The organism is Marinobacterium sp. MBR-109, assembly GCF_040547565.1.
GTDB lineage: Bacteria > Pseudomonadota > Gammaproteobacteria > Pseudomonadales > Balneatricaceae > Marinobacterium.
In genome coordinates this window covers 51,486-72,376 of record NZ_JBEPPZ010000015.1, presented here as the reverse complement: position 1 = coordinate 72,376, position 20,891 = coordinate 51,486, and the positions used below count along the sequence as shown (strand labels likewise).

The window sequence follows — 20,891 nt, the reverse complement described above, 5'->3', positions numbered from 1 at the left end:
TCCATGACCATCGAAATTAAAACAGCCACGCTGGAACCGGTGCGCAATACCTATGCGAATGTCGCGCGTCGTTTCGGCGACAAGCCGGCTACCCGCTATCAGGAAGCCACTTACGACCTTCAGTCCGAAACGAATTTTCACTACCGCCCCTTGTGGCAGCCGGATCTGGAACTGAACGATACGCGCCGTACTGCCATCGAGATGGCGGACTGGTACGCGCTGAAAGACCCGCGCCAGTTCTATTACGGCACCTACGTCCAACAGCGTGCCAAAATGCAGGAGAACGCCGAGAGCAACTATGCGTTTTTTGAAAAGCGTGATCTGGCTCGGCACCTGAGTGACGCTCAGCAGGCTGAAGTGATTCGCTTCCTCGTGCCGCTGCGTCATATGGAGCATACCGCGAATCTGAACAACATGTACGGAGCCGCCTACGGCTATGGTACGGCCGTGACCCAGGCGCTGCTGTTTGATGGTATGGATCGCCTGGGTATCGCGCAGTACCTGTCGCGCATTGGCCTGATTCTGGATGGCAACACGGGGGAGGCGCTGGAAGAGGCCAAGCGGCAGTGGATGGAAGCCGATATTTGGCAGGGACTCCGTGCACTCTGTGAAGAGATGCTGGTGACTGAGGACTGGTTCGAAGTATTCGTAGCGCAGGACCTGGTGGTCGATACCCTGGTATATGACCTGGTATATGGCCAGTTTGACCAGTACCTGGCTGACAGTGGTGCCCAGGATGTAGCCATGCTGACCGAGTTTATGCAGCTCTGGTACAAGGACTCTTCACGCTGGGTAGATGCAGTCATCAAGGAAACCGCAAACGAATCTGAAGAGAACAAGGCACTTTTGAAACAGTGGATCGAAAAATGGCGTGGCAAGGCAGCAGAAGCCCTGGCTCCGCTGGCACCGGCAATGCTGAATGACGAAGCGCTGGCGCAGTCGCTGGCAGAACTGGATAAGCGGGTCGCTAAGGCCGGCATCAAATAACAACAAGGAAAAGCCTCATGTCCAAAGTATATATCGCACTGCAGGATAACGATGAGTCGCGCTACATCGTCGAAGCAATTGAACAGGATAACCCTGAAGCAACCGTTATCCACATGCCGGCCATGATCCGCATCGAAGCCGAGAACTTTCTCGCGGTGAAGAAAGAGACTGTAGAAGAAAAAATGGGACGTGACTGGGATGTGCAGGAGTTGCACCTCAGCCTGATCACGATCGGTGGCAACGTCGATGAAGATGACGATCAGATCACCCTGACCTGGAACTCATAACAAGAAGGTAACCCCAATGGCAGCCAAAAAGCTCAACATTAAAGACAAATACCGCCTGCTGACCCGTGACCTGGATTGGGAGTTTTCCTATCAGGATCGCAAGAAGGCATTCCCGTTCGAAGAGTTTGAAGGGATCAAGATTACCGACTGGTCAAAATGGGAAGACCCCTTCCGTCTGACCATGGACGCCTACTGGAAGTATCAGGCCGAAAAAGAGAAGAAGCTGTACGCCATATTCGATGCCTTTTCTCAGAACAATGGTCAGCTGAACATTTCTGATCCACGCTACGTCAACGCACTGAAGATCTTCCTCACCGGGGTATCGCCGCTGGAGTATCAGGCATTCCAGGGCTTCGCCCACACGGGTCGTCAATTCGGCGGTGTTGGCGCTCGAGTGGCCTGCCAGATGCAGTCCATTGATGAACTGCGCCACGTGCAGACGCAGGTTCATGCCATGAGCCATTACAACAAGTTCTTCGACGGCCTGCAGGACTGGTCGCACATGCACGACCGCGTGTGGTACCTGTCTGTACCCAAATCGTTCTTCAGCGATGCGCGTGCAGCGGGTCCGTTCGAGTTCATGGTGGCAATCGGCTTCAGCTTCGAATACGTGCTGACCAACCTGCTGTTTGTACCCTTCATGTCCGGCGCAGCCTACAACGGCGATATGGCCACCGTAACCTTCGGCTTCTCGGCCCAGTCCGACGAAGCGCGCCACATGACCCTTGGGCTGGAGGTGATCAAGTTCCTGCTGGAGCAGCATGAAGACAACGTGCCGATCGTACAGAAATGGATCGACAAGTGGTTCTGGCGTGGCACCCGTCTGCTCACCATCGTGGCGATGATGATGGACTACATGCTGCCCAATAAGGTGATGAGCTGGAAGGAAGCCTGGGAAGTGTACTTTGAGGAAGCTGGCGGCGCCCTGTTCAAGGATCTGGCCCGCTACGGCATTCGCATGCCGAAGTACGCCGACATCATCGAGAAGGAAAAAGAGCACATTTCTCATCAGGCTTGGTGGACCTTCTATACCCATGGTCATGCGGCCGGCTTCCACACCTGGATCCCGACCGATGAAGAGCTGGACTGGTTGAGCGAGAAGTACCCCGATACGTTCGACAAATACTACCGTCCGCGCTGGGAGCTGGCGAAAGAGATGGAAGCCCGCGGTGAGCGTTTCTATACCAAGGCGCTGCCTCAGCTATGTACTACCTGTCAGGTCCCGATGCTGTTTACTGAAATGGATAACCCGACTCAGATCTCCTACCGGGATTCTGTCTACAACGGCGACCGCTATCACTTCTGTTCCGATGGCTGTAAGGACATTTTCGATGATGAACCGGAGAAGTTTGTGCAGTCGTGGCTGCCGGTGCACCAGATCTTCCAGGGCAACTGTGGTGGTCCGGGTGTTGAAGACGTCCTGCGTGACTACTACCAGATGAACGTCGGCGTCGACAACATGGACATCAAGGGCTCTCCGGACGAAGAGCGCTGGAAGAAGTGGAAGGGCGTTGCCTGAGGTCACTAAGAGGCGCGCTGCACACGCAGCCGCTTCTCAAGTCGGTGTATCTACACGAGTTTGAGGATAACAATAATGCCAGTACATGCCATCACACCCGATTATAAGGGTGATGTTAAAGACCGTGTTGAAAACTTCCACGGCAATCAGATCGTCTATGTAGGCTGGGACCATCATCTGATGTTCTGTGCCGCCTTTGCGTACCCGCTGCCGCCAGAAACGCCGTTCCGTGCGCTGCGTGATGAGGTAATGCCTGAGGGTTTTTCACTGCACCCCGAGTGGTCCAAAATCGACTGGTCCAAAGCAACCTGGCTTCTGGACGGCCAGCCGTTTGAGCCGCAGCTGGATGTGTCCCTCAAGGATCAGGGTATTGGCCACAAGTCCCTGTTGCGCTTCCAAACCCCTGATCTCAAGGGTTACAAGGGCGCGGGCGTTTGAGGAGAGCGTTATGAGTTATGAAGTCAGGGTCGAACCGACCGGTGATGTGATCGAAGTCGACGAGGGGCAGACCATTCTGGATGCCGCCCTGCGTCAGGGGGTCTGGCTGCCGTTTGCCTGTGGTCACGGTACCTGCGCCACCTGCAAGGTGCAGGTACTGGAAGGCGATGCCGATCTGGGCAACGCCTCACCCTTCGCGCTGATGGATATGGAGCGTGAAGAGGGCAAGATACTGGTCTGCTGCGCCACACCGGAGAGCGATCTGGTGATCGAAGCCGACATCGACGTCGACCCCGATTTTCTGGGCTACCCGGTACAGGACTATGTCGGCACCGTCACCGACATCGTTAACCTGTCACCCACCATCAAGGGCATCACCCTTGAGCTGGACAGTGCGATGGAGTTTCAGGCCGGGCAGTACATCAACCTGAAAATTCCGGGCGTCGAAGGCACTCGTGCCTTCTCGATTGCCAACAAGCCCAGTGATGACCGCCATGTCGAGCTGCATGTGCGTCGGGTGCAGGGTGGTGCCGGTACAACCTGGCTGCATGAGCAGCTGCAGGTGGGTGATACGCTGGATATATCCGGCCCCTACGGCCAGTTCTTCGTGCGCAAGTCCGATGATCAGGACGTGATCTTCATCGCGGGTGGCTCCGGCCTTTCCAGTCCGCAGTCGATGATTCTGGACCTGCTGGAAGCGGGTGACAGCCGCCAGATCTACCTGTTCCAGGGCGCACGCAACGTTAGCGAGCTGTACAACCGCGAGCTGTTTGCAGCACTGGACCGTGATCACGACAACTTCCATTACATCCCGGCCTTGAATGAACCGCTTGACGAGGATCAATGGGAAGGCTTCAAGGGCTTTGTGCATGAAGCGGCCATCGACCGATTCGATAACCGTTTCAGCGGTCACAAAGCTTATCTGTGCGGACCGCCGCCCATGATTGATGCAGCGATCACCGCCTTGATGCAGGGGCGCCTGTTTGAGCGTGACATCCATATGGAGCGGTTTGTCACGGCTGCAGATGGTGCTGAGGAGCAAACCCGCTCGGCGCTGTTCAAGCGGATCTGATCCCGAATCAGGGATGGACTCAACCGCTTTCGGGATTTCATGTTTCCATTCGAGGCGGTGGAAACCCCGGCCCGGAGGCGGGATTATCAGACATCACGTGAGGTCTGAACATGAATAACAACTATAACGCATCAACTCCGGAGGCACCGCAGCGGCACCGCATCGAACTGGCAGACGAACAGACCTGTTTCAATGCCAGCTCAGAGCACAGTGTACTGGTGGCCATGGAGCGTGCCGGTCAGGCACTGATTCCGGTTGGATGCCGGGGTGGCGGGTGCGGCAAATGCCGAATTCGGATTTTAAAGGGTGAGTATTTCAGCAAGCGCATGAGCAGGGCCTGGGTGTCTCCCGAGCAGGAGGCAGAGGGTACTGTACTGGCCTGTCGGGTGTATGCCCGCAGTGATCTGACTATCGAACCTGATCCGCCTGAAATCGCCACCAGCTGTGGTACGGCAGATCGAGCAAGCTAATAACGATAAGGAAAACGGCTATGAAAAAAGGTGTAATGCGTCCCGGCCATATCCAGCTGCGTGTTCTGGATATGGATGAAGCTTTGAACCACTACGTTAACCTGCTGGGCATGATCGAGATGGATCGAGATGCTCAGGGCCGTGTCTATCTCAAGGGCTGGACCGAAGTGGACAAGTACTCGCTGGTACTGCGTCAGGCTGATCAGCCGGGTATGGATTTCGTCGGTTTTAAATGCCTTGATGAGGCCACCATTGATCGTCTCAGTGCTGACCTGCAGGCGGCCGGTGTTGCAACCGAAGAGATTGCAGCAGGCGATTTGAAAGACTGCGGTCGCCGCATTGCGTTTACCGTGCCGACCGGCCACCGTTTTGAGCTGTTTGCGACCAAAGAGCAGACCGGCAAGTGGGGTGTAGGCAACCGCAACCCGGAAGCCTGGCCGCGTGACCTGAAGGGCATGAAAGCCACCCGTTTTGACCACTGTCTGCTGTACGGAACAGACGTGGCAGCGACCGCTAAACTGCTGACTGACGTGCTGGGTCTGGACCTGGCCGAGCAGGTTGTTGACCCTGAAGGCAAGCAGTTGGCCGCCTTCATGACCGCCAGCATGAAAGCACACGATGTGGCCTTCATCGAACACCCGGAACCGGGCAAGTTCCATCACGCTTCCTTCTTCCTGGAAACCTGGAACGATGTACTTAAGGCGGCGGATCTGATCTCCATGACGGACACCTCCATTGATATCGGCCCAACCCGTCACGGCCTGACCCATGGCCAGACCATCTACTTCTTTGACCCCTCCGGCAACCGCAACGAAGTGTTCGCCGGTGGTGACTACCACTACCCGGACCACGAACCGGTGACCTGGGATGCCGAACAACTGGGCAAGGCGATTTTCTACCACGACCGTCAGCTCAACGAGCGTTTCCTGACTGTTTTGACCTGATCAGGCACAGCAGAGAGCCGGGGCCATCACTGTCTTCGTAGTGATGGCCCCGTTTATCAATGGGGAGGCAGGCTGTAGCCCTGCTCACGAAACAACCGAATGCACGCTTCCACAACTCGGGTGTCATAGACAACACCTTTATGAGCTTCAATCTCCTGCAGTGCAGCATCCAGACCCACCGCCGGGCGGTACGGGCGATGTGAATTGATCGCTTCAACCACATCCGCCACTGCAATAATCCGGGCCTCGGTAATAATCTCATCACCTTTCAACCCCTGTGGGTAACCACTGCCATCCAGCCGTTCGTGATGCTGCAGAATCATGTCGGCAACGGGCCAGGGGAAATTTACATGCTTGATAATGTCGTAGCCCACTTGGGCATGTGTTTTGATCAATTCAAATTCGACATTGCTCAATCGGCCGGGGCGATTGATGATCTCCGCCGGCAGGTATATCTTTCCGATATCATGAATCATGGCGCCCAGACGGAGCCCTTCCAAACGTCCCTCTTCCAGCCCCATTTCGGCACCAATCGCCGCCGCAAGATCAGCGACTCGGCTTTGGTGACCTGCCGTGTAAGGGTCGCGTTTCTCAACAGTCAACGCGATGGCATGGATGGAGCTGATCAGTGACTCCTTAAGGTTTTCTGCTGTTTGCAGATGCAGTTGCTGAAAGTGGTTGCGCTGGCTTTCCATCTGCAGGGAGGCCAGGCCAAACGCCAGGTCGGCCGCCAGCTCTTCCAGTAAACTGATCTCTTCGGCGCCAAAGTCGGTGTGACGGCCTGAAAAAATGTACAGCACACCCAATGCCGTTTGCTGATCCTGCAACAGTGGCAGAGTAATACAGCTGCTGAGTCCTTGTTGCAGAAGGTGCTCGCGACAGGGAAGCGTATCCAGGTGTTGGTGGATATCATGCAGAATCTGTATTTTTCCGCTGAGCAATGCGTCAGCCGCTGGGCCGGATACCCGAGCAAGCGAGCCACAGCTGGACGCCTGCTCGCAGGGCAGGGTTGATAGAGAGGCACAGGCGGCCTGCAGCAGCAGCTGTGGATCATTCTCGGCGGTCAGGCCGATCCAGCAAAAAGCATAGCCGCCCTGACGAATAATCGTGCGACACATCTGCTGCAGCAGTTGTTGCGGGCTTCTGGCATGAATCAGCACCTTGTTGCAACTGCTGAGTGTGCGCTGTGCTCTGAGTGCCGCTTCAAGTCGGGCTTCGCGATTAATCCGCTCCGAGATATCACGCATAATTCCCACCGCACACCAGTGCCCCTTGTACTGGATGGCGGACAGGGACAGCTCAACAGGGAACAGCGTGCCATCTCTGTGCAAGCCTTCAAGCTCGACCGTCTGGCCAACGGCCTTGCCGGTGCCCGTTTTCGAAAAGGCTTTCCAGCCTGCCTCGGCTGCGGCGCGATAACGCTCAGGGGTCAGCAGTGCATGTAGATTATTGCCCATCGCTTCTTCGGCGGTGTAACCGAACATCTGCCGTGCCGCCGGGTTCCAGAAGCTGATGCAGCCGGCATGATCCAGCATAATGATTGCGTCCTGAGTGGCATCACTTATCACTCTTAATCGGTCTTCGGCTTCCCGGCTGGCGGTGATTTCATCAAAGCTGAGCAGGTGGTACTCGTAGGTGTCGGCTTCATGTACGGGGTAGTAACGCACCTTGAAGAGCCGTCCGTTCAGGCCGGTCAGCTCTTCTTCACCACAGGCCCGGTTCTGGACGGCCTCCAGGCTTGTGGGAGTTGGTTCTGCACGCTGAGGGAACAGGTTCCAGCACAGCTGCCCAGGCAGACTGCTGACCGGCTGTTCAGCCAGGGCAGCATAGGCAAGATTGGCGCGAATGATGTGAAACTGGTGATCAACAAGGCAGAGGGGCAAATGAAGAGTATCAATAATGCTTTTCCACTCGTGTTGTATACGAGCGGTTTTTTGGTGATTCTCGGTGTTTTCCTGCAGCAGTTGCTGCAACTGATGTTGTTGTTCCCGGGTGAGATGGCCCTGTGACAGTGCCTGTTCAAGTGCTTGTATGAAGCGTTGCTCTGTTTTGAAACAGGGTGCCTGAGTTTGATTGTCCATGGCAGATTCAATATTCCATCGAGTGATTGAAAGGTGTCTCCTTTATTCACCGTGTTATTGTTTTTATTACCCGCGAGTGTATCAACAAATACCCGCTTGTATAGTAGGTGCAATCGAATCGCCGTAGCGAAATGTCCAGCCAGAGCTGTTCGGCTCTGTATGGATGGAAAAACGCTATAAAGCAGCTAGGATGTAAGGCACAGTGAAACCCGATGTTCGCTTAACGGAGTCAAAAATGACACAGGAAAGCATGCACGCAGTGGTCTACCACGGCCCGGGCAATAAATCCCTGGATACCGTGCCGGTTCCCAAGGTGCAGAAACCCACCGATGCGGTGGTCAGAATCGTCAAAACCACCATTTGTGGTACTGATCTGCACATTCTCAAAGGCGACGTGCCCGCCGTGACCGAGGGACGCATTCTGGGTCATGAAGGCGTGGGGATCATTGAATCGGTTGGTAATGCCGTCAGCAACTTCAAGCCGGGCGATCGGGTATTGATCTCCTGCATCACCTCCTGCGGCAAGTGCGAATACTGCAAGCAGCAGATGTACTCCCACTGTGAGGATGGCGGCTGGATTCTGGGCCACCTGATCGACGGCACTCAGGCCGAGTACGTCCGCATCCCTCATGCTGACAACAGCCTCTACCCGATCCCTGAAGGGGCGGATGAAGAGGCGTTGGTGATGCTCAGTGATATCCTGCCCACCGGTCATGAGATCGGTGTGCTCTACGGCGCGGTCAAACCCGGTGATACGGTTGCGATTGTGGGGGCAGGCCCTGTGGGTATGGGCGCACTGCTGACGGCACAGTTCTATTCACCCGCCAAGATCATCATGGTGGACCTGGACGATGGGCGCCTGGAAATGGCCAAAACCTTTGGCGCCACCGACCTCATTAACAGCGGCAGTGGCGATACGGTTGCACAGATCATGGCGCATACCAAGGATGGGGTGGATGTGGCGATCGAAGCGGTGGGGATTCCGCACACCTTCGACATCTGCCAGCAAGTCGTACGCCCGGGCGGGCACATTGCCAACGTGGGTGTACACGGTACCAAGGTGGATCTGCAGATTCAGGATCTGTGGATTAAAAACATCACCCTCACCACCGGGCTGGTGAACACCAACACCACACCGATGCTGCTGAAAACCGTCACCTCGGGCAAGCTGCAGCCGGAAGGGCTGATCACCCATCGCTTCAGCTTCGACAAGTTCATGGATGCCTATGAGGTATTCGGTAATGCGTCACGCGAGAATGCGATGAAGGTGATTATCAATAACGACTGATCGGTCGTACTGGCTGTTCAGGGCAAACAGGCCGCACTGGCGGCCTGTTTGCACGGTATGTGTCTCGCTCGTCAGCCTTGCTGTGTCATGAAAGGGTAGTCGGTATAGCCTTCAGGGCCAGACGCGTAGAAGGTGCCGGTATCCTGTTCGTTCCAGTCAGTCCCGGCTGCGATACGGCGGGCCAGGTCAGGGTTGGCGATATAGGCCTTGCCGAATGCCACAGCATCTGCTGTTCCGCTGACCACATACTCCTCGGCAGACTCACCGTTGAAGGCTTCGTTGGCAATATAGACACCACCAAAGCGCTGCTTCAACATCGGACTGATGCTGTCATCGGCAACGTGCTCGCGGGTGCAGATGAATGCCAGCTTGCGCTGTCCCAGTTGCTCGGCCACATAAGCGTACGTGCCTTCACGATCGGTCACGCTGACATCGTGTGAATCGGCGCGCGGGGAAAGGTGCATGCCGACACGGTCAGCCCCCCAAACACCGATCACCGCATCGGTAACTTCCAACATCAAGCGAGCGCGGTTTTCCAGTGAGCCACCGTACGGGTCGGTACGCTGGTTGCAGCCGTCAAGCAGGAACTGTTCCAGCAGATAACCGTTGGCGCCGTGGATTTCGACCCCATCAAAACCGGCGGCTTTGGCGTTTTCGGCACCCTTGCGGTACGCCTCGACAATGGCCGGAATCTCATCGGTTTCAAGCGCACGCGGCGTCGGGTACTCGGTTTTGGGGCGGATCAGGCTGACATGTCCAGCGGGCTTGATCGCACTGGGTGCCACCGGCAACTCACCATTAAGGTAGCTCGGGTGAGAAATGCGGCCCACGTGCCACAGCTGCAGCACGATCAACCCCCCTTCGGCATGAACGGCATCGGTTACTTTCTTCCAGCCGGCTACCTGCTCATCCGACCAGATTCCAGGGGTGTTCGGGTAGCCCACGCCCATGGGTGTCACGGACGTGGCTTCTGAGATAATCAGGCCTGCGTCGGCACGCTGGCGGTAATACTCCACCATCAACTCACCGGGTACGCGGCCGGTTTCTGAGCGACATCGCGTCAGTGGAGCCATCACGATACGGTTGCGCAACTGCAGCGCGCCGGCCTGCAGGGGCTGAAAAAGTGCATTCATGAAAATCTCCCGGTGTGTCTGTCAGGTTGTGTAATGTCAATTACATCAATATGCGGGTGCGTAATGCTTTTTTCAAGGAACGATAGACGGGGAGGAGGAGAACAGATTTCACAAAACTGTCGCCAAAAGGCATTTTTTATTACAATCCTCAGCTGAATTTTTATGCAAGTGTTTACAGGGCAGGGTAAAGCAGTGCGTGATCGCCTCCTTCGGTTGATACAGTCCCCATTTGCTCTGCTGTTCCCCATCCCTTTTTGGGCGCTGGTAGTGGGGCTTGTCTATTACCACAACGACCGCACCTTACAGCATGCCGGCTTCGACCTGGCCAAGCAGCGGGGTGAGGTCGCCTTCCAGCTGATCCAGACCATGCGCCACTGGAATGCGATCCACGGCGGCGTCTATGCCCCCCTGACTGATCAGACCCCTGAAAACCCCTGGCTTGAAACACCGGAAAAGACCATCACGTCGCCTGAAGGTGTTGTCCTGACCAAGCTCAATCCGGCCTATATGACCCGACAGATTGCCGAGCTGCTGAAAGGCGGAAGACTTGAGATTCACCTTACCAGTCATACGCTGATGAATCCGAACAATCAGGCCGACCCTTGGGAAGAGCGCGCCTTGACTCAGTTGGAAGAGAGCGGTGACACCTCGTTTGTTGAAATTGTCGATGACCGCTTCCGTTATATGGCGCCACTGCATATCGATCAGAGTTGTTTGCCCTGCCATGCGAAAATGGGATATGAGATCGGTGACATGCGAGGTGGCTTGAGTGTGTCCTTTCCGGTCAGCTACGCCCAGCGCCTGACCACTCATCTGCGCCGCGACAGCATACTGATTCATCTGGTGACCTTCGTGTTGCTCTCCGTCACGGGGGTGGCGGCGCTGTCAGGCTTGCGGCGTCTGTTGGTCAGTCTGCAACAGGAACGTGATGAGCGCGAGTCGATCATTGTCGATCGTACTTCCAGCCTTAATCAGGAGATCAATCGGCACCGTCGTTCTCAAGAGGCGCTGACCTATCTGGCACACCATGATGAATTGACCGGCGCCCGCAACCGGCGCTGGATTCTGGCTCAGCTGGGCTACCTGAAGCAGACAGCCGAGCAGTGTTCAGGGACGCTCGCGGTATTGATGCTCGATATCGACTGTTTCAAGCAGATCAACGACCGTTACGGTCACCAAATGGGGGATGAGGTGCTGATCACTTTTGTATCCCGCTTACAGAATGAACTGCGCCAGTCAGATCAACTCGGCCGTTATGGCGGCGAGGAGTTTCTGGTGCTGCTGCCTGAGACCAATCCGAGCGATGCCGAGAGGATAGCGCAGCGGTTGCGCCATGCCATTGCCGATACGGCATTCCAGATCAACGATGAGGTGCTGAATGTCACCACCAGTATCGGTCTGGCCTGTGTCGAAGCAGGCGTGTCGCTGGGCCAGGATGAGCTGGTAGGGCGTGCCGATGTGGCGCTGTACCTGGCCAAACAGACCGGTCGCAACCGTGTAGTGTTCTGGAATGATGAAATGGAACATTAATCATTTGCTCAACACTCTGTTGCTGAATTGATGATTTAATCAAAGCGGGTTGATCAAATTCTCATTCAGCAACGTAGTCACTTACCCCTACATATCAACTTTTTGATCCTATAACCCCAGTAATCATGCTGGTTTCAGCCTTGTCGCCAAAATGCACATGCATTCTGGCACAGCTGTTGCCCTATCCGGATGAAGCCGAACTTTCGTGCCCACATTCATCCAGAAGAACAACAAATGATGAGACTGAAAACCGAACAGACCGCCGTGCAGCCTGCGGGTACACGGCACTCAAGATCTTCATTTCCCTTTCGCCTTGGTATCGTGCCCGGGCTGATTCTGTTGGCCGGTTGTGAAGCGCCGCTCAATCTGAGTGGTGTTGAGCAACAGCTGCAGGAGCCGGTACGCCGTACGGATCAAATTCAGGCCGTCGCCACGGCTCCGGGCCTTGAAGTGGCCGTCGGCAGCAATGGTCTGGTGCTGCACCGCGCCAGCAGTGATTCCCCGTGGCAACGCCAGATTCTCGAAAGTCAGCCCAATCTGATCGATGTGGAAATCTGTCCCGACACCAGTCTGATTGCGCTTGGTTTTGAACAACAGCTCTGGCGCAGTGATGACAACGCCCTCAGCTGGCAGCCGATCGACCTGCCAACGCCTGAAAATTTGCTGGATGTCGCCTGTGCGCCAGACGGCAGCTACTGGGCGGTAGGCAGCTTCTCAACACTGCTTTCCAGTCATGACCGTGGCGATACCTGGGAGGAGAACAGCCTGGGTGAAGACGCCATGCTCAGCAGCATCCAGTTTCTTGCGGACAGTACAGCCTACGTTACCGGTGAGTTTGGTATTGTGGCCCGCAGTGACGATGCCGGCCGTAACTGGGCACTGCTCGATTACATCCCGAACGATTTCTATCCACAGGCCGCTCACTTCACCACCCGCTGGCGCGGTTGGGTAGTCGGGCTCGATGGCATGGTGCTGCAAACCGAAGATGCGGGCATGAGCTGGCAGGTTGAGCCCACGCCCGTCGCGGCGCCTCTGTACGGCATTGTAGAAGCCGGGGGCGAGCTGGTGGCGCTGGGCGAGAACGGTACAGTACTCAGCCGTCGCAAGGGGCAGTGGCAGTCGCTGGACGTTCCCGTGATCCCTGTATGGCTGCGTGACGCGGCCCAACAGGAAAACGGCCAGCTGCTGATTTCAGGTGGCGCAGGCACGCTGCTCTCGCTCGATATCCAATAATAACAACTCGACGGTTCTATCATGGATAAACGATCTGCCAAGGCTCACAAGGCCACCCACTGGTTGCACAATCTTGACCAGAAACTGTTTAACCACCCCAAAGTTATTCTGTCGCTTATTTTTGCGATTACGCTGTTTTTTGCCGCTCAGATTCCCGGTGTCAAAATGTACTCGGACTTTGCGGATCTGCTGCCGCAAACACACCCCTATATCGAGTTGCACAACGATATAAAAGAGTCGTTTGGCGGGGCCAACGTGATCATTGTTGGCGTCGAGTTCACCGAGCACGACATCTTCGACAATGAGGCGCTGGCGCGTATCCATCGCATCACTCAGGCGGTCGACTCATTGCCGGGGGTTGATCACAACCTCGTAACCAGCGTGACTCACCGCAACTCTCGCAAGGTGTGGTTGACCCCTGAGGGCAACGTTAACTCGGAGCCCTATTACAATCCTGAACATACCGATCTTGCCGAGCAGGAACTGGCGGTCATGCGCAAGGATGTGGCTGCAGACCCGCGCGTGCTGGGCCCGCTGGTCAGCCCTGACCTGAGCATGGCACTGGTCAAGGCTCAGCTGATTGAAGGCCAGCTGGACTACGCTGCCACCTTTGAACATATCCAGCAGATGCGCAAGATGGAAGCGGCCGAAGGCGTGAAGATTCACGTGACCGGTCAGCCAATGCTGGTGGGCTGGGCGTACCAGTACCTGGGCCAGATCATCGAGATCTTCCTGTTCACCGCGCTGATCATGCTGGCGCTGCTGGTGTTCTATTTCCGCAAGGCGTACGGTATTTTCATTCCGCTGGCCGGGGTGATCATCTCCTCGATCTGGGGTGTTGGTATCATCTCGCTGTTCGGCTATAACCTTGACCCGCTGAGCCTGGTTATTCCCTTCCTGATATCGGCCCGAGCCATGTCACATGGCATCCAGCTGGTCGAACGCTACTACCTTGAGCTGAACGAGCACGATAACCAGCAGGTGGCGGCTCGGCTCACGTTTGAAAGCCTGTTCCGGCCCGGCAGCCTGGGCGTTGTGTCCGATGCCATCGGTCTGTTGCTGATCGCTATCGGCTCCATTCCCCTTAACACCAAGCTGGCGCACTACGCCTCCATCTGGGCACTGAGCATCATACTGACTGTACTGTTGGCGGTGCCGCTGCTGCTGTCCATTTTGCCCAAGCCGAAAAACACCACCATCAAGCATAACCTGTTCCGTAAGGTGGGCTATGTCTGCGCGGACCTGATCAGTGGTGAAAAGGCGGCCAAAAAAGCATTGGGCATCGCCGCCGTGCTGCTGGCAGTCGGGTTCTATTTCTCATCCCATGTGGTGATCGGCGAGTCGGAGCCGGGTTCACCCATTCTGTATCAGGATCATGACTACAACCTCTCATCCAAGGCGATCAATGACAGCTTCCCCGGTTCGGAAGAGATGTACATCGTGGCTGAAACGGATGAGAAGGGGGGGATCAAGCGCCCCGAAGTGCTGGCGGCGCTGGCAGACCTGCAGCGTCACATGATGCTGGACCCCGGTGTGGGCGGCTCCAAGGGGATTCCTGATCTGGTGAAGCAGGTGAACCGCCTGCTGCACAACAATGACCCGCGTTGGGCGCAGATTCCGGATGACGAGCGATATGTGGGTGGGTTGATGTTTACCTACATGATGTCGAACCCGATTCCCGGTGCGCTGAAGGAGTTTGTCGACAGCGATGAGCGCGTGGCCAATCTGGTGTTCTACTACAAGGATCACAAGGGCGAAACCCTGCGCCGCGCCATTCATACCGCCAAACAGTGGATAGCCGAGAATGAAGGCAAGGTTGAAGGTCTGACCATTCGCCTGGCCGGCGGCACTATCGGGGTGATTGCCTCACAGAACGAAGCCGCCTTCGAGACCAACCTCTGGGTGCTGCCGCTGGTATTTCTGCTGATCTTCGCCATGGTCACCTTCTTCTACACCTCGCTGATGGCGGGCGTGATGATGTTTGGTGCCATGCTGTTTGCCACCACGCTGACGTACGCCTACATGGGCCTGAGCAGCATGGGGATCAATTCCAATACTGTGCCGATTATCGCGGTGGGCGTGGGCATCGGTATCGACTACTCAATCTACATGATGGACCGCATCCGTGCCGAGATGGTGGTGCTGGGCGACCTTAGCGCAGCGGTACAACGTGCCATTCGCACCACGGGGCTGGCGATCAGTTTCACCGCCATCACCCTGATTGCCGGCATCGTCATGTGGGTGGTGCTGTCGGACCTGCGTTTCCAGGCCGAAGCGGCACTGCTGCTGATCGTGATGGTGGTGCTCAACGGCGCGGCCGCCATGCTGCTGGTGCCGAGCTGGGTACTGGTGTTCAAGCCCAAGTTTATCTGTAAAGCCTATGCCGACGAGGATGGCGTGATCCACGCCGACTCGGAGGCAGAGGATCTGTGTGTCATGACAACCAAGGCATAAGAGGCCAATAACCATGTCGAAAACAATAACAACGACATTTTCTCATCTCGCAGTCGGTGTTGCGGCGGCGCTGGGTACCGCACTGGCGGTACCTGCCTTCGCAGCGGATACTACCTGGGCCGGCTATGTGGAAAATGCAACCTACTTCCGTGATGGCGTGGGGCTGTCCAAGTTCCGCAACACCGGTCAGGCACAGTTTGAAACCGTGTTTGAAACCGAGAGCCTGCGTTCACTCAGGCTGAACGGTACTTTTCGCGGCACCTATGACGGCGTGTATGACCTGAATGACAGCGAGTTTGGCAAGGGGGCTACCGAGGACTACCTTGGGGCCAACTGGCACGATAACTCCACACTGTCATCCAATACCATTTTGAATGCAGGGCAGGGGGGAGTGCCTTTCCCATGTGAAAATGATCCGACACTGTGTAACAACCTGGACGGTTACATGGATCAGAAGGAAAGGGATGCGAAGTTCCCAGACTTCAATGACCAGCTCGACTTCATCCGTGAACTCTATCTGAGTGCCGACAAGGAACTGACGAACGGGGACGTACTGTCCTTCCGTCTGGGTAAGCAACAGGTGGTGTGGGGCAAGACTGACCTGTTCCGCGTACTCGATGTGATCAACCCGGTGGACTACTCACGTCACAACATCTATGACGAATTGGAAGATATCCGTATTCCGCAATGGATGCTGACTGCCGAATGGCGCATGGGGCCGAACGAAATACTGGATGACTCCAACCTGTCCATGGTGTGGAATTTTGACAAGTTCCGCCCCAACAACCTGGGTACCTGTGGTCAGTCATATCGTATTGTGGATGCCGGGTGCTTCTTCAGCTCATATCTTGGCCCGGTTGGAGCTGGAATTCCGATCATCCATGATGTGGAAGAGCCAAACTGGAGCCTCGCCAACACTCAGCTGGGTCTGAAGTGGGAAGGTGTCTATGGCGATACAACCTTCTCCCTGAATGCCCTGACCTATCGTCAACAGATGCCGTCGCTGCATTGGCGCAATGCCAACCCGGCCGTACCCTCGGCTGATGGTGTATTCAATATCGAATTCCCGCGGGTAAACCTGCTGGGTGGTTCAATCGATTACTATTCGATGAATATGGATGCCGTATGGCGTCTTGAGCTGGCCTACACCCAGGGTGAAGAGCAGCCACGAGACCTGTGGGGGCATCAGGAAACCGACATGCTGCGCTATGTCATCGGTTTCGACAAAAACATCATCATCCCTGAACTGGGTACCCGCAGTGCCTTCCTGTTCTCAACTCAGCTGTTCGGTGAGCATATTCTTGACCATGTGGCGGATATGCCCAATGACGAAGACAACTGGATCGCCACCATGCTGTTCAAGGGCTTCTACAAGAACAACCGCCTGAGCCCGCAGATCATTGTTGCACATGACTTTGCTGCCGAAGCCACGGTGTTTGCTCCGAGCGTGTCCTGGACACCCGATAACCACTGGATGTTCAACGTTGGTTTGAATGTAAAAACAGGTGGCGACAAGAAGTTTCCCTGGAACCCGACCGGTGGTGCTGCCGGACCGGAGCAGTATGAGCCTCTGGCACGATTCCTCAACGGCCCGATCGGCGTAGCCAATCAGGAAGACGAACTCCAGTTCACCGTGCGTTACAGCTTCTGATGTACGACAACGATAATAAGGATACTAACATGTTGAAAAAGACTTTTTTCTCTGCGGCTATCGCCATGACGATGGCAGCCGGTGTTCAGGCGGCTGATATTCCGGAAGAGGTAATTCAGCAATCCTTCTACCCCTACAAGGAAGGCGTGCCCAGCTTTAACGGGCTACAGCCAGGCATGACGATCAACCAGAGCAACGTGGACCAGTTCAAGGATGCACTGGACCCGGCCATGTACATGTTCGTCAAGAACGGTGACACCGAAATCAAGGTTGGAGAGACTACCGATTTTTCGCTGCACCCGAGTTACGTAGAGGCTACGCGCAAGTACTCGGCTGATGTGCAGCTGGGGGCCGGTCATGGTGAAATTTCGCCCACGGTTGCAGGTCGCCCGTTCCCGCAGGAGCCATCACTGGACGACCCGCGTGCGGGTGAAAAGCTGGCCTGGAACTACAAGTACGGTTACAACTGGGGTGATTCCGCTGCCATCATGCCGTTCTACTGGACCACGCGTGACATGGCCAGCGGGAAGAAAGAACGTACCATCAAGATGAACTTCCACTTCCTGAACTTCACCCACCGTACTTCTCAGGAACCCTATCCGAAGATTGAGCCCAACCCGTCAGAACTGTTCCGTGGCATCTACGTACAGGTGCTGGAGCCCTACGACGTGAAGGATACGCAGCTGCTGATCCACCGCTTCGAAGATGACACCAAGGTGGATAACGCCTACCTCTATCTGGGCTTCCAGCGTCGAGTGCGTCGCCTGTCTACCGGTCAGACCACCGATGCTTTCCTCGGCACCGATGTCATGATCGAGGACTTCGAAGGCTACAACGGCCGCATCAGCGACATGAAATGGACCTACAAAGGCACCAAGCACCTGCTGATGCCGATGTACAATCACAATGAAATGGAGCTGGATACCGAGACCCACCAGGATGAAGACGGCTATCAGGTAATCGCCTTCGGTGGCAAGGGTGGCTGTTTCCCGAACATCACCTGGCAGCTGCGCAAGGTCTATGTTGTTGAGTCCGAGCCGGTTGATCCGAACCATCCGATCAGCAAGCGTGAGCATTACATGGATGCGCAGACCTTCATCATTCCGCGCAACATCACCTATGACCGCAAGGGCGACATGTGGAAGAGCTGGACCATCGGTCAGGCGCACCCCGATCACCACCTGCCGGTCAACAAGGGCACTGGTGTCGCGATCGATGACTCGTTCACCATGATCGATATCCAGGCACAACACTGCACCACCGGACAGTTCAAGGGCATCGTCGATCCAGAGATGAGCCCGGTGGACAAGTTCAGCGTGCAGAACATGCGCGCCTCCGGCCGCTGATCCAACCCCTTCACTCATCATGTCAACATTTGCCCGGGCACTGTCCCGGGCTTTTTTTGCCTGCGTTGGAGCGTCGATTTTGCTAAACTCTCGCACTTTCTTGCCCCAATACACTTAACCCGACAGGTATCGCATGTCACGGCGTCCCGACCTGCTCAACGCGCCCATCCGCCCGACACTGGTGCGCATGACGGTCCCGATGATGTTCGGCATCGTCAGTCTGATGCTGTTCAATCTGGCCGATATCTGGTTTGTATCCCGCCTTGGCACCGAGCCGATGGCGGCACTGGCGTTTACCTTCCCGGTTTCATTCTCGGTGGTCAGCCTGGCGATCGGTCTGGGTATTGGCACCTCGGCCACGCTGGCGCGGCTGATCGGCAGCGGCAGTAGTGAAACCGCTGCACGGCTGGCAACCGACAACCTGCTGCTGACCTGTGTACTGATGGCCGTTGTCGGGGCAGGTGGACAGTTCCTGATCGAGCCCGTATTCAGCCTGATGGGCGCCGCGCCTGAGCTGATGCCACTGATCCGCGGCTACATGCAGATCTGGTTTGCAGGCTCCGTGTTTCTGGTACTCAACATGGTGTGCAACAGCACCTTCAGGGCTTCAGGCGACACGCGCCTGTCGGCCAGTATCATGCTGATTTCGTCGCTGCTGAACATGGTGCTGGACCCGCTTCTGATCTTTGGCTGGGGCCCCGTGCCGGCCTTCGGCATTGAAGGCGCGGCCATGGCCAGTGTATTGGCCTGGTCGATCACCACGCTGTTGGCGTTGCACCTGCTGTACCACCGCAAGGGGATGTTGCTGCTGGCGTTGCCACAGTGGCAGCCCATGCTGCAGCACTGGCGCCAACTGCTCTCGATCAGCCTGCCGGCATCCCTTTCCAACATGATGACACCACTGGCCAACGGGGTACTGACAGCGCTGGTTGCGGTACATGGTGCCGAGGCGGTTGCGGCATTTGGTGCCGGTGCCCGTATAGAATCCCTGTCGCTGCTGTTCTGTCTGGCGCTGTCGATGACACTGCCACCGTTTATCAGCCAGAACTTCGGTGCCCTGCAGCTGGAGCGCGTCAAATCCGCCTACCGGGGGGCCATTCGCTTTGCGCTGGTGTGGCAGTTGCTGATTTTTGCCTTGCTGGTGGTGCTGTCCGGCCCGATCTCAAGGATGTTCAGTGATGACCCCGAAGTGGCGCGCTGGCTGCAGCTGTGGATGCTGATCGTGCCGGCCGGCTTCGGTTTTCAGGCGGTCACTTTCCTCAGTGCATCCTCCTTTAACGCCCTGCATCAGCCGATGCGTGCCATGCGGATCAGCCTGTTTCGGCTGTTTCTGATGTACGTTCCTCTGGGTTGGCTTGGCAACCTGCTGTTTGGCCTCACCGGCATGTTTGTCGCGCTGGTAATCGCCAATGCCATCACGGCAATGGTGGCCCATTTCTGGGTGCGGCGCTATCTGCGTACACTGGATGCCGAGTCCGGTGTCATCGCCGCTTCATAGTCTGGCATTACAATCTCCTTGCACCAAAGTCATACTTCTGCCATGGTCAAAACAGACTATGATGGAATGAATTGCTGCACCGTTTCAAAAGCCAAAAACAACAAAACACAGCACCAAAAATGCCTGACGGCCCCCGGCCTCGCAAGAGGCGGAGCAGGCGCTAACAAATGGAAAAGGGATGTGAAATATGACTAAGAAAGTTGCATTGGTAACCGGCGGTACTGGTGGTTTGGGTGAACCAATCTGTCGCAAGCTGGTAGACGCGGGCTTCCACGTAGTGGCCGGCTATAACAGCGGTGGTAACCATGACAAGGCCAAGGCCTGGCAGGAAGAGCAGCGCAAGGCGGGGTATGAAATTGATGTGGCCTATGGCGATGTCACCAACGCCGAATCCTGCGCCGAATGTATCGCAACGGTGAAGGAGCTGACCGGGCGCGATGTTGATGTACTGGTGAACAACGCGGGCATTACCCGTGATGGTCAGTTCAAGAAAATGAGCTGGGAGCAGTGGAACGAAGTGCTCAGCGCCAACCTGGACTCCATGTTCCACATGACGCGCCTGGTGATCAATCCGATGATCGAAAACGGTTGGGGACGTGTCATCAACATCTCCTCCGTTAACGCCCAGAAAGGCCAGTTCGGTCAGACCAACTATTCGGCCGCCAAAGCCGGTATCCACGGCTTCACCAAGGCGCTGGCGCAGGAAGTGGCTGCCAAGGGAGTTACCGTGAACACCGTATCACCGGGCTATGTAATGACGCCGATGGTTGCCAAGATCGATGCGTCAGTTCTGGAAAAAATCGCCAAGACCATTCCGGTAGGGCGTCTGGGTGAACCGGACGAAATCGGCCGTATCGTCACCTTCCTGGCGGAAGAAGAATCTGCCTATATCACAGGCGCTGACTTCTCCATCAACGGCGGTCTGCACATGTTCTGATTCTAATAAGGGTCAATAATATA

At 56.0% G+C, this 20,891-nt stretch carries 17 protein-coding genes; 15 read left to right on the top strand and 2 right to left on the bottom strand.

The features are described from left to right. The first annotated feature begins 3 nt into the window (after positions 1 to 3). From ABIE60_RS15625 to ABIE60_RS15595, 7 genes are all read left to right on the top strand, one after another. Positions 4 to 987, top strand: coding sequence for an aromatic/alkene monooxygenase hydroxylase subunit beta (locus tag ABIE60_RS15625; RefSeq protein WP_354406854.1), 984 nt, complete (start codon positions 4 to 6; stop codon positions 985 to 987). A gap of 17 nt (positions 988 to 1,004) precedes the next feature. Continuing rightward, positions 1,005 to 1,274, top strand: a complete 270-nt coding sequence (locus ABIE60_RS15620; protein ID WP_354406857.1) for an MmoB/DmpM family protein — start codon at positions 1,005 to 1,007, stop codon at positions 1,272 to 1,274. Positions 1,275 to 1,290: 16 nt separating this feature from the next. Then, on the top strand, positions 1,291 to 2,793 hold the full coding sequence (locus ABIE60_RS15615) for an aromatic/alkene/methane monooxygenase hydroxylase/oxygenase subunit alpha (protein WP_354406859.1): 1,503 nt from the start codon (positions 1,291 to 1,293) through the stop codon (positions 2,791 to 2,793). A 75-nt stretch (positions 2,794 to 2,868) separates the two neighbouring features. Next, a complete protein-coding gene (locus ABIE60_RS15610) occupies positions 2,869 to 3,231 on the top strand; it encodes a phenol hydroxylase subunit P4 (RefSeq protein WP_206835480.1) in 363 nt (120 codons plus the stop codon). Positions 3,232 to 3,241: 10 nt separating this feature from the next. Next, the gene (locus ABIE60_RS15605; protein ID WP_354470445.1) at positions 3,242 to 4,303 is read left to right on the top strand and encodes an NADH:ubiquinone reductase (Na(+)-transporting) subunit F; all 1,062 of its coding nucleotides are present in this window, start codon (positions 3,242 to 3,244) and stop codon (positions 4,301 to 4,303) included. 110 nt (positions 4,304 to 4,413) lie between these two features. Next, positions 4,414 to 4,773: a 2Fe-2S iron-sulfur cluster binding domain-containing protein gene (locus ABIE60_RS15600; RefSeq protein WP_354467389.1), complete on the top strand. Its 360-nt coding sequence runs from the start codon at positions 4,414 to 4,416 to the stop codon at positions 4,771 to 4,773. A gap of 20 nt (positions 4,774 to 4,793) precedes the next feature. Next, positions 4,794 to 5,717: a catechol 2,3-dioxygenase gene (locus ABIE60_RS15595; RefSeq protein ID WP_354467388.1), complete on the top strand. Its 924-nt coding sequence runs from the start codon at positions 4,794 to 4,796 to the stop codon at positions 5,715 to 5,717. Between the two features lie 56 nt (positions 5,718 to 5,773). On the opposite strand, the gene ABIE60_RS15590 is transcribed toward ABIE60_RS15595, so the two are convergent. Next, positions 5,774 to 7,798, bottom strand: coding sequence for an HD domain-containing phosphohydrolase (locus tag ABIE60_RS15590; RefSeq protein WP_354470444.1), 2,025 nt, complete (start codon positions 7,796 to 7,798; stop codon positions 5,774 to 5,776). Between the two features lie 235 nt (positions 7,799 to 8,033). On the opposite strand from ABIE60_RS15590, the gene ABIE60_RS15585 reads away from it, so the two are divergent. Further along, the gene (locus ABIE60_RS15585; RefSeq protein ID WP_354470443.1) at positions 8,034 to 9,086 is read left to right on the top strand and encodes a zinc-dependent alcohol dehydrogenase family protein; all 1,053 of its coding nucleotides are present in this window, start codon (positions 8,034 to 8,036) and stop codon (positions 9,084 to 9,086) included. A gap of 71 nt (positions 9,087 to 9,157) precedes the next feature. Here the strand turns inward: ABIE60_RS15585 and ABIE60_RS15580 are convergent, their stop codons facing one another. Then, a complete protein-coding gene (locus tag ABIE60_RS15580; RefSeq protein ID WP_354470442.1) occupies positions 9,158 to 10,219 on the bottom strand; it encodes an alkene reductase in 1,062 nt (353 codons plus the stop codon). 192 nt (positions 10,220 to 10,411) lie between these two features. On the opposite strand from ABIE60_RS15580, the gene ABIE60_RS15575 reads away from it, so the two are divergent. The 7 genes from ABIE60_RS15575 to phbB all read left to right on the top strand — a co-directional run bounded on the left by ABIE60_RS15575 (position 10,412) and on the right by phbB (position 20,868). After that, complete coding sequence (locus ABIE60_RS15575; RefSeq protein WP_354470441.1) at positions 10,412 to 11,749, top strand: diguanylate cyclase; 1,338 nt, start codon at positions 10,412 to 10,414, stop codon at positions 11,747 to 11,749. Positions 11,750 to 11,983: 234 nt separating this feature from the next. Continuing rightward, complete coding sequence (locus ABIE60_RS15570) at positions 11,984 to 12,982, top strand: WD40/YVTN/BNR-like repeat-containing protein (protein WP_354470440.1); 999 nt, start codon at positions 11,984 to 11,986, stop codon at positions 12,980 to 12,982. A gap of 21 nt (positions 12,983 to 13,003) precedes the next feature. Further along, on the top strand, positions 13,004 to 15,436 hold the full coding sequence (locus ABIE60_RS15565; protein ID WP_354470439.1) for an efflux RND transporter permease subunit: 2,433 nt from the start codon (positions 13,004 to 13,006) through the stop codon (positions 15,434 to 15,436). A 13-nt stretch (positions 15,437 to 15,449) separates the two neighbouring features. After that, a complete protein-coding gene (locus ABIE60_RS15560) occupies positions 15,450 to 17,087 on the top strand; it encodes a DUF1302 family protein (RefSeq protein WP_354470438.1) in 1,638 nt (545 codons plus the stop codon). 29 nt (positions 17,088 to 17,116) lie between these two features. Beyond that, a complete protein-coding gene (locus ABIE60_RS15555) occupies positions 17,117 to 18,433 on the top strand; it encodes a DUF1329 domain-containing protein (protein WP_354470437.1) in 1,317 nt (438 codons plus the stop codon). 133 nt (positions 18,434 to 18,566) lie between these two features. Beyond that, positions 18,567 to 19,931, top strand: coding sequence for an MATE family efflux transporter (locus ABIE60_RS15550; protein ID WP_354470436.1), 1,365 nt, complete (start codon positions 18,567 to 18,569; stop codon positions 19,929 to 19,931). A gap of 187 nt (positions 19,932 to 20,118) precedes the next feature. Then, positions 20,119 to 20,868, top strand: a complete 750-nt coding sequence (gene phbB, locus ABIE60_RS15545) for an acetoacetyl-CoA reductase (protein WP_354470435.1) — start codon at positions 20,119 to 20,121, stop codon at positions 20,866 to 20,868. Positions 20,869 to 20,891: the final 23 nt, after the last annotated feature.

What these genes read in the sequence shown, in the direction of transcription:
- ABIE60_RS15605 (WP_354470445.1), top strand. Translation starts at nt 3,242, where the DNA reads ATGAGTTATGAAGTCAGGGTCGAACCGACCGGTGATGTGATCGAAGTC.
- ABIE60_RS15595 (WP_354467388.1), top strand. Translation starts at nt 4,794, where the DNA reads ATGAAAAAAGGTGTAATGCGTCCCGGCCATATCCAGCTGCGTGTTCTG.
- ABIE60_RS15570 (WP_354470440.1), top strand. Translation starts at nt 11,984, where the DNA reads ATGATGAGACTGAAAACCGAACAGACCGCCGTGCAGCCTGCGGGTACA.
- phbB (WP_354470435.1), top strand. Translation starts at nt 20,119, where the DNA reads ATGACTAAGAAAGTTGCATTGGTAACCGGCGGTACTGGTGGTTTGGGT.
- ABIE60_RS15555 (WP_354470437.1), top strand. Translation starts at nt 17,117, where the DNA reads ATGTTGAAAAAGACTTTTTTCTCTGCGGCTATCGCCATGACGATGGCA.
- ABIE60_RS15620 (WP_354406857.1), top strand. Translation starts at nt 1,005, where the DNA reads ATGTCCAAAGTATATATCGCACTGCAGGATAACGATGAGTCGCGCTAC.
- ABIE60_RS15610 (WP_206835480.1), top strand. Translation starts at nt 2,869, where the DNA reads ATGCCAGTACATGCCATCACACCCGATTATAAGGGTGATGTTAAAGAC.
- ABIE60_RS15560 (WP_354470438.1), top strand. Translation starts at nt 15,450, where the DNA reads ATGTCGAAAACAATAACAACGACATTTTCTCATCTCGCAGTCGGTGTT.
- ABIE60_RS15625 (WP_354406854.1), top strand. Translation starts at nt 4, where the DNA reads ATGACCATCGAAATTAAAACAGCCACGCTGGAACCGGTGCGCAATACC.
- ABIE60_RS15585 (WP_354470443.1), top strand. Translation starts at nt 8,034, where the DNA reads ATGACACAGGAAAGCATGCACGCAGTGGTCTACCACGGCCCGGGCAAT.
- ABIE60_RS15615 (WP_354406859.1), top strand. Translation starts at nt 1,291, where the DNA reads ATGGCAGCCAAAAAGCTCAACATTAAAGACAAATACCGCCTGCTGACC.
- ABIE60_RS15565 (WP_354470439.1), top strand. Translation starts at nt 13,004, where the DNA reads ATGGATAAACGATCTGCCAAGGCTCACAAGGCCACCCACTGGTTGCAC.
- ABIE60_RS15600 (WP_354467389.1), top strand. Translation starts at nt 4,414, where the DNA reads ATGAATAACAACTATAACGCATCAACTCCGGAGGCACCGCAGCGGCAC.
- ABIE60_RS15590 (WP_354470444.1), bottom strand. Translation starts at nt 7,798, where the DNA reads ATGGACAATCAAACTCAGGCACCCTGTTTCAAAACAGAGCAACGCTTC.
- ABIE60_RS15550 (WP_354470436.1), top strand. Translation starts at nt 18,567, where the DNA reads ATGTCACGGCGTCCCGACCTGCTCAACGCGCCCATCCGCCCGACACTG.
- ABIE60_RS15580 (WP_354470442.1), bottom strand. Translation starts at nt 10,219, where the DNA reads ATGAATGCACTTTTTCAGCCCCTGCAGGCCGGCGCGCTGCAGTTGCGC.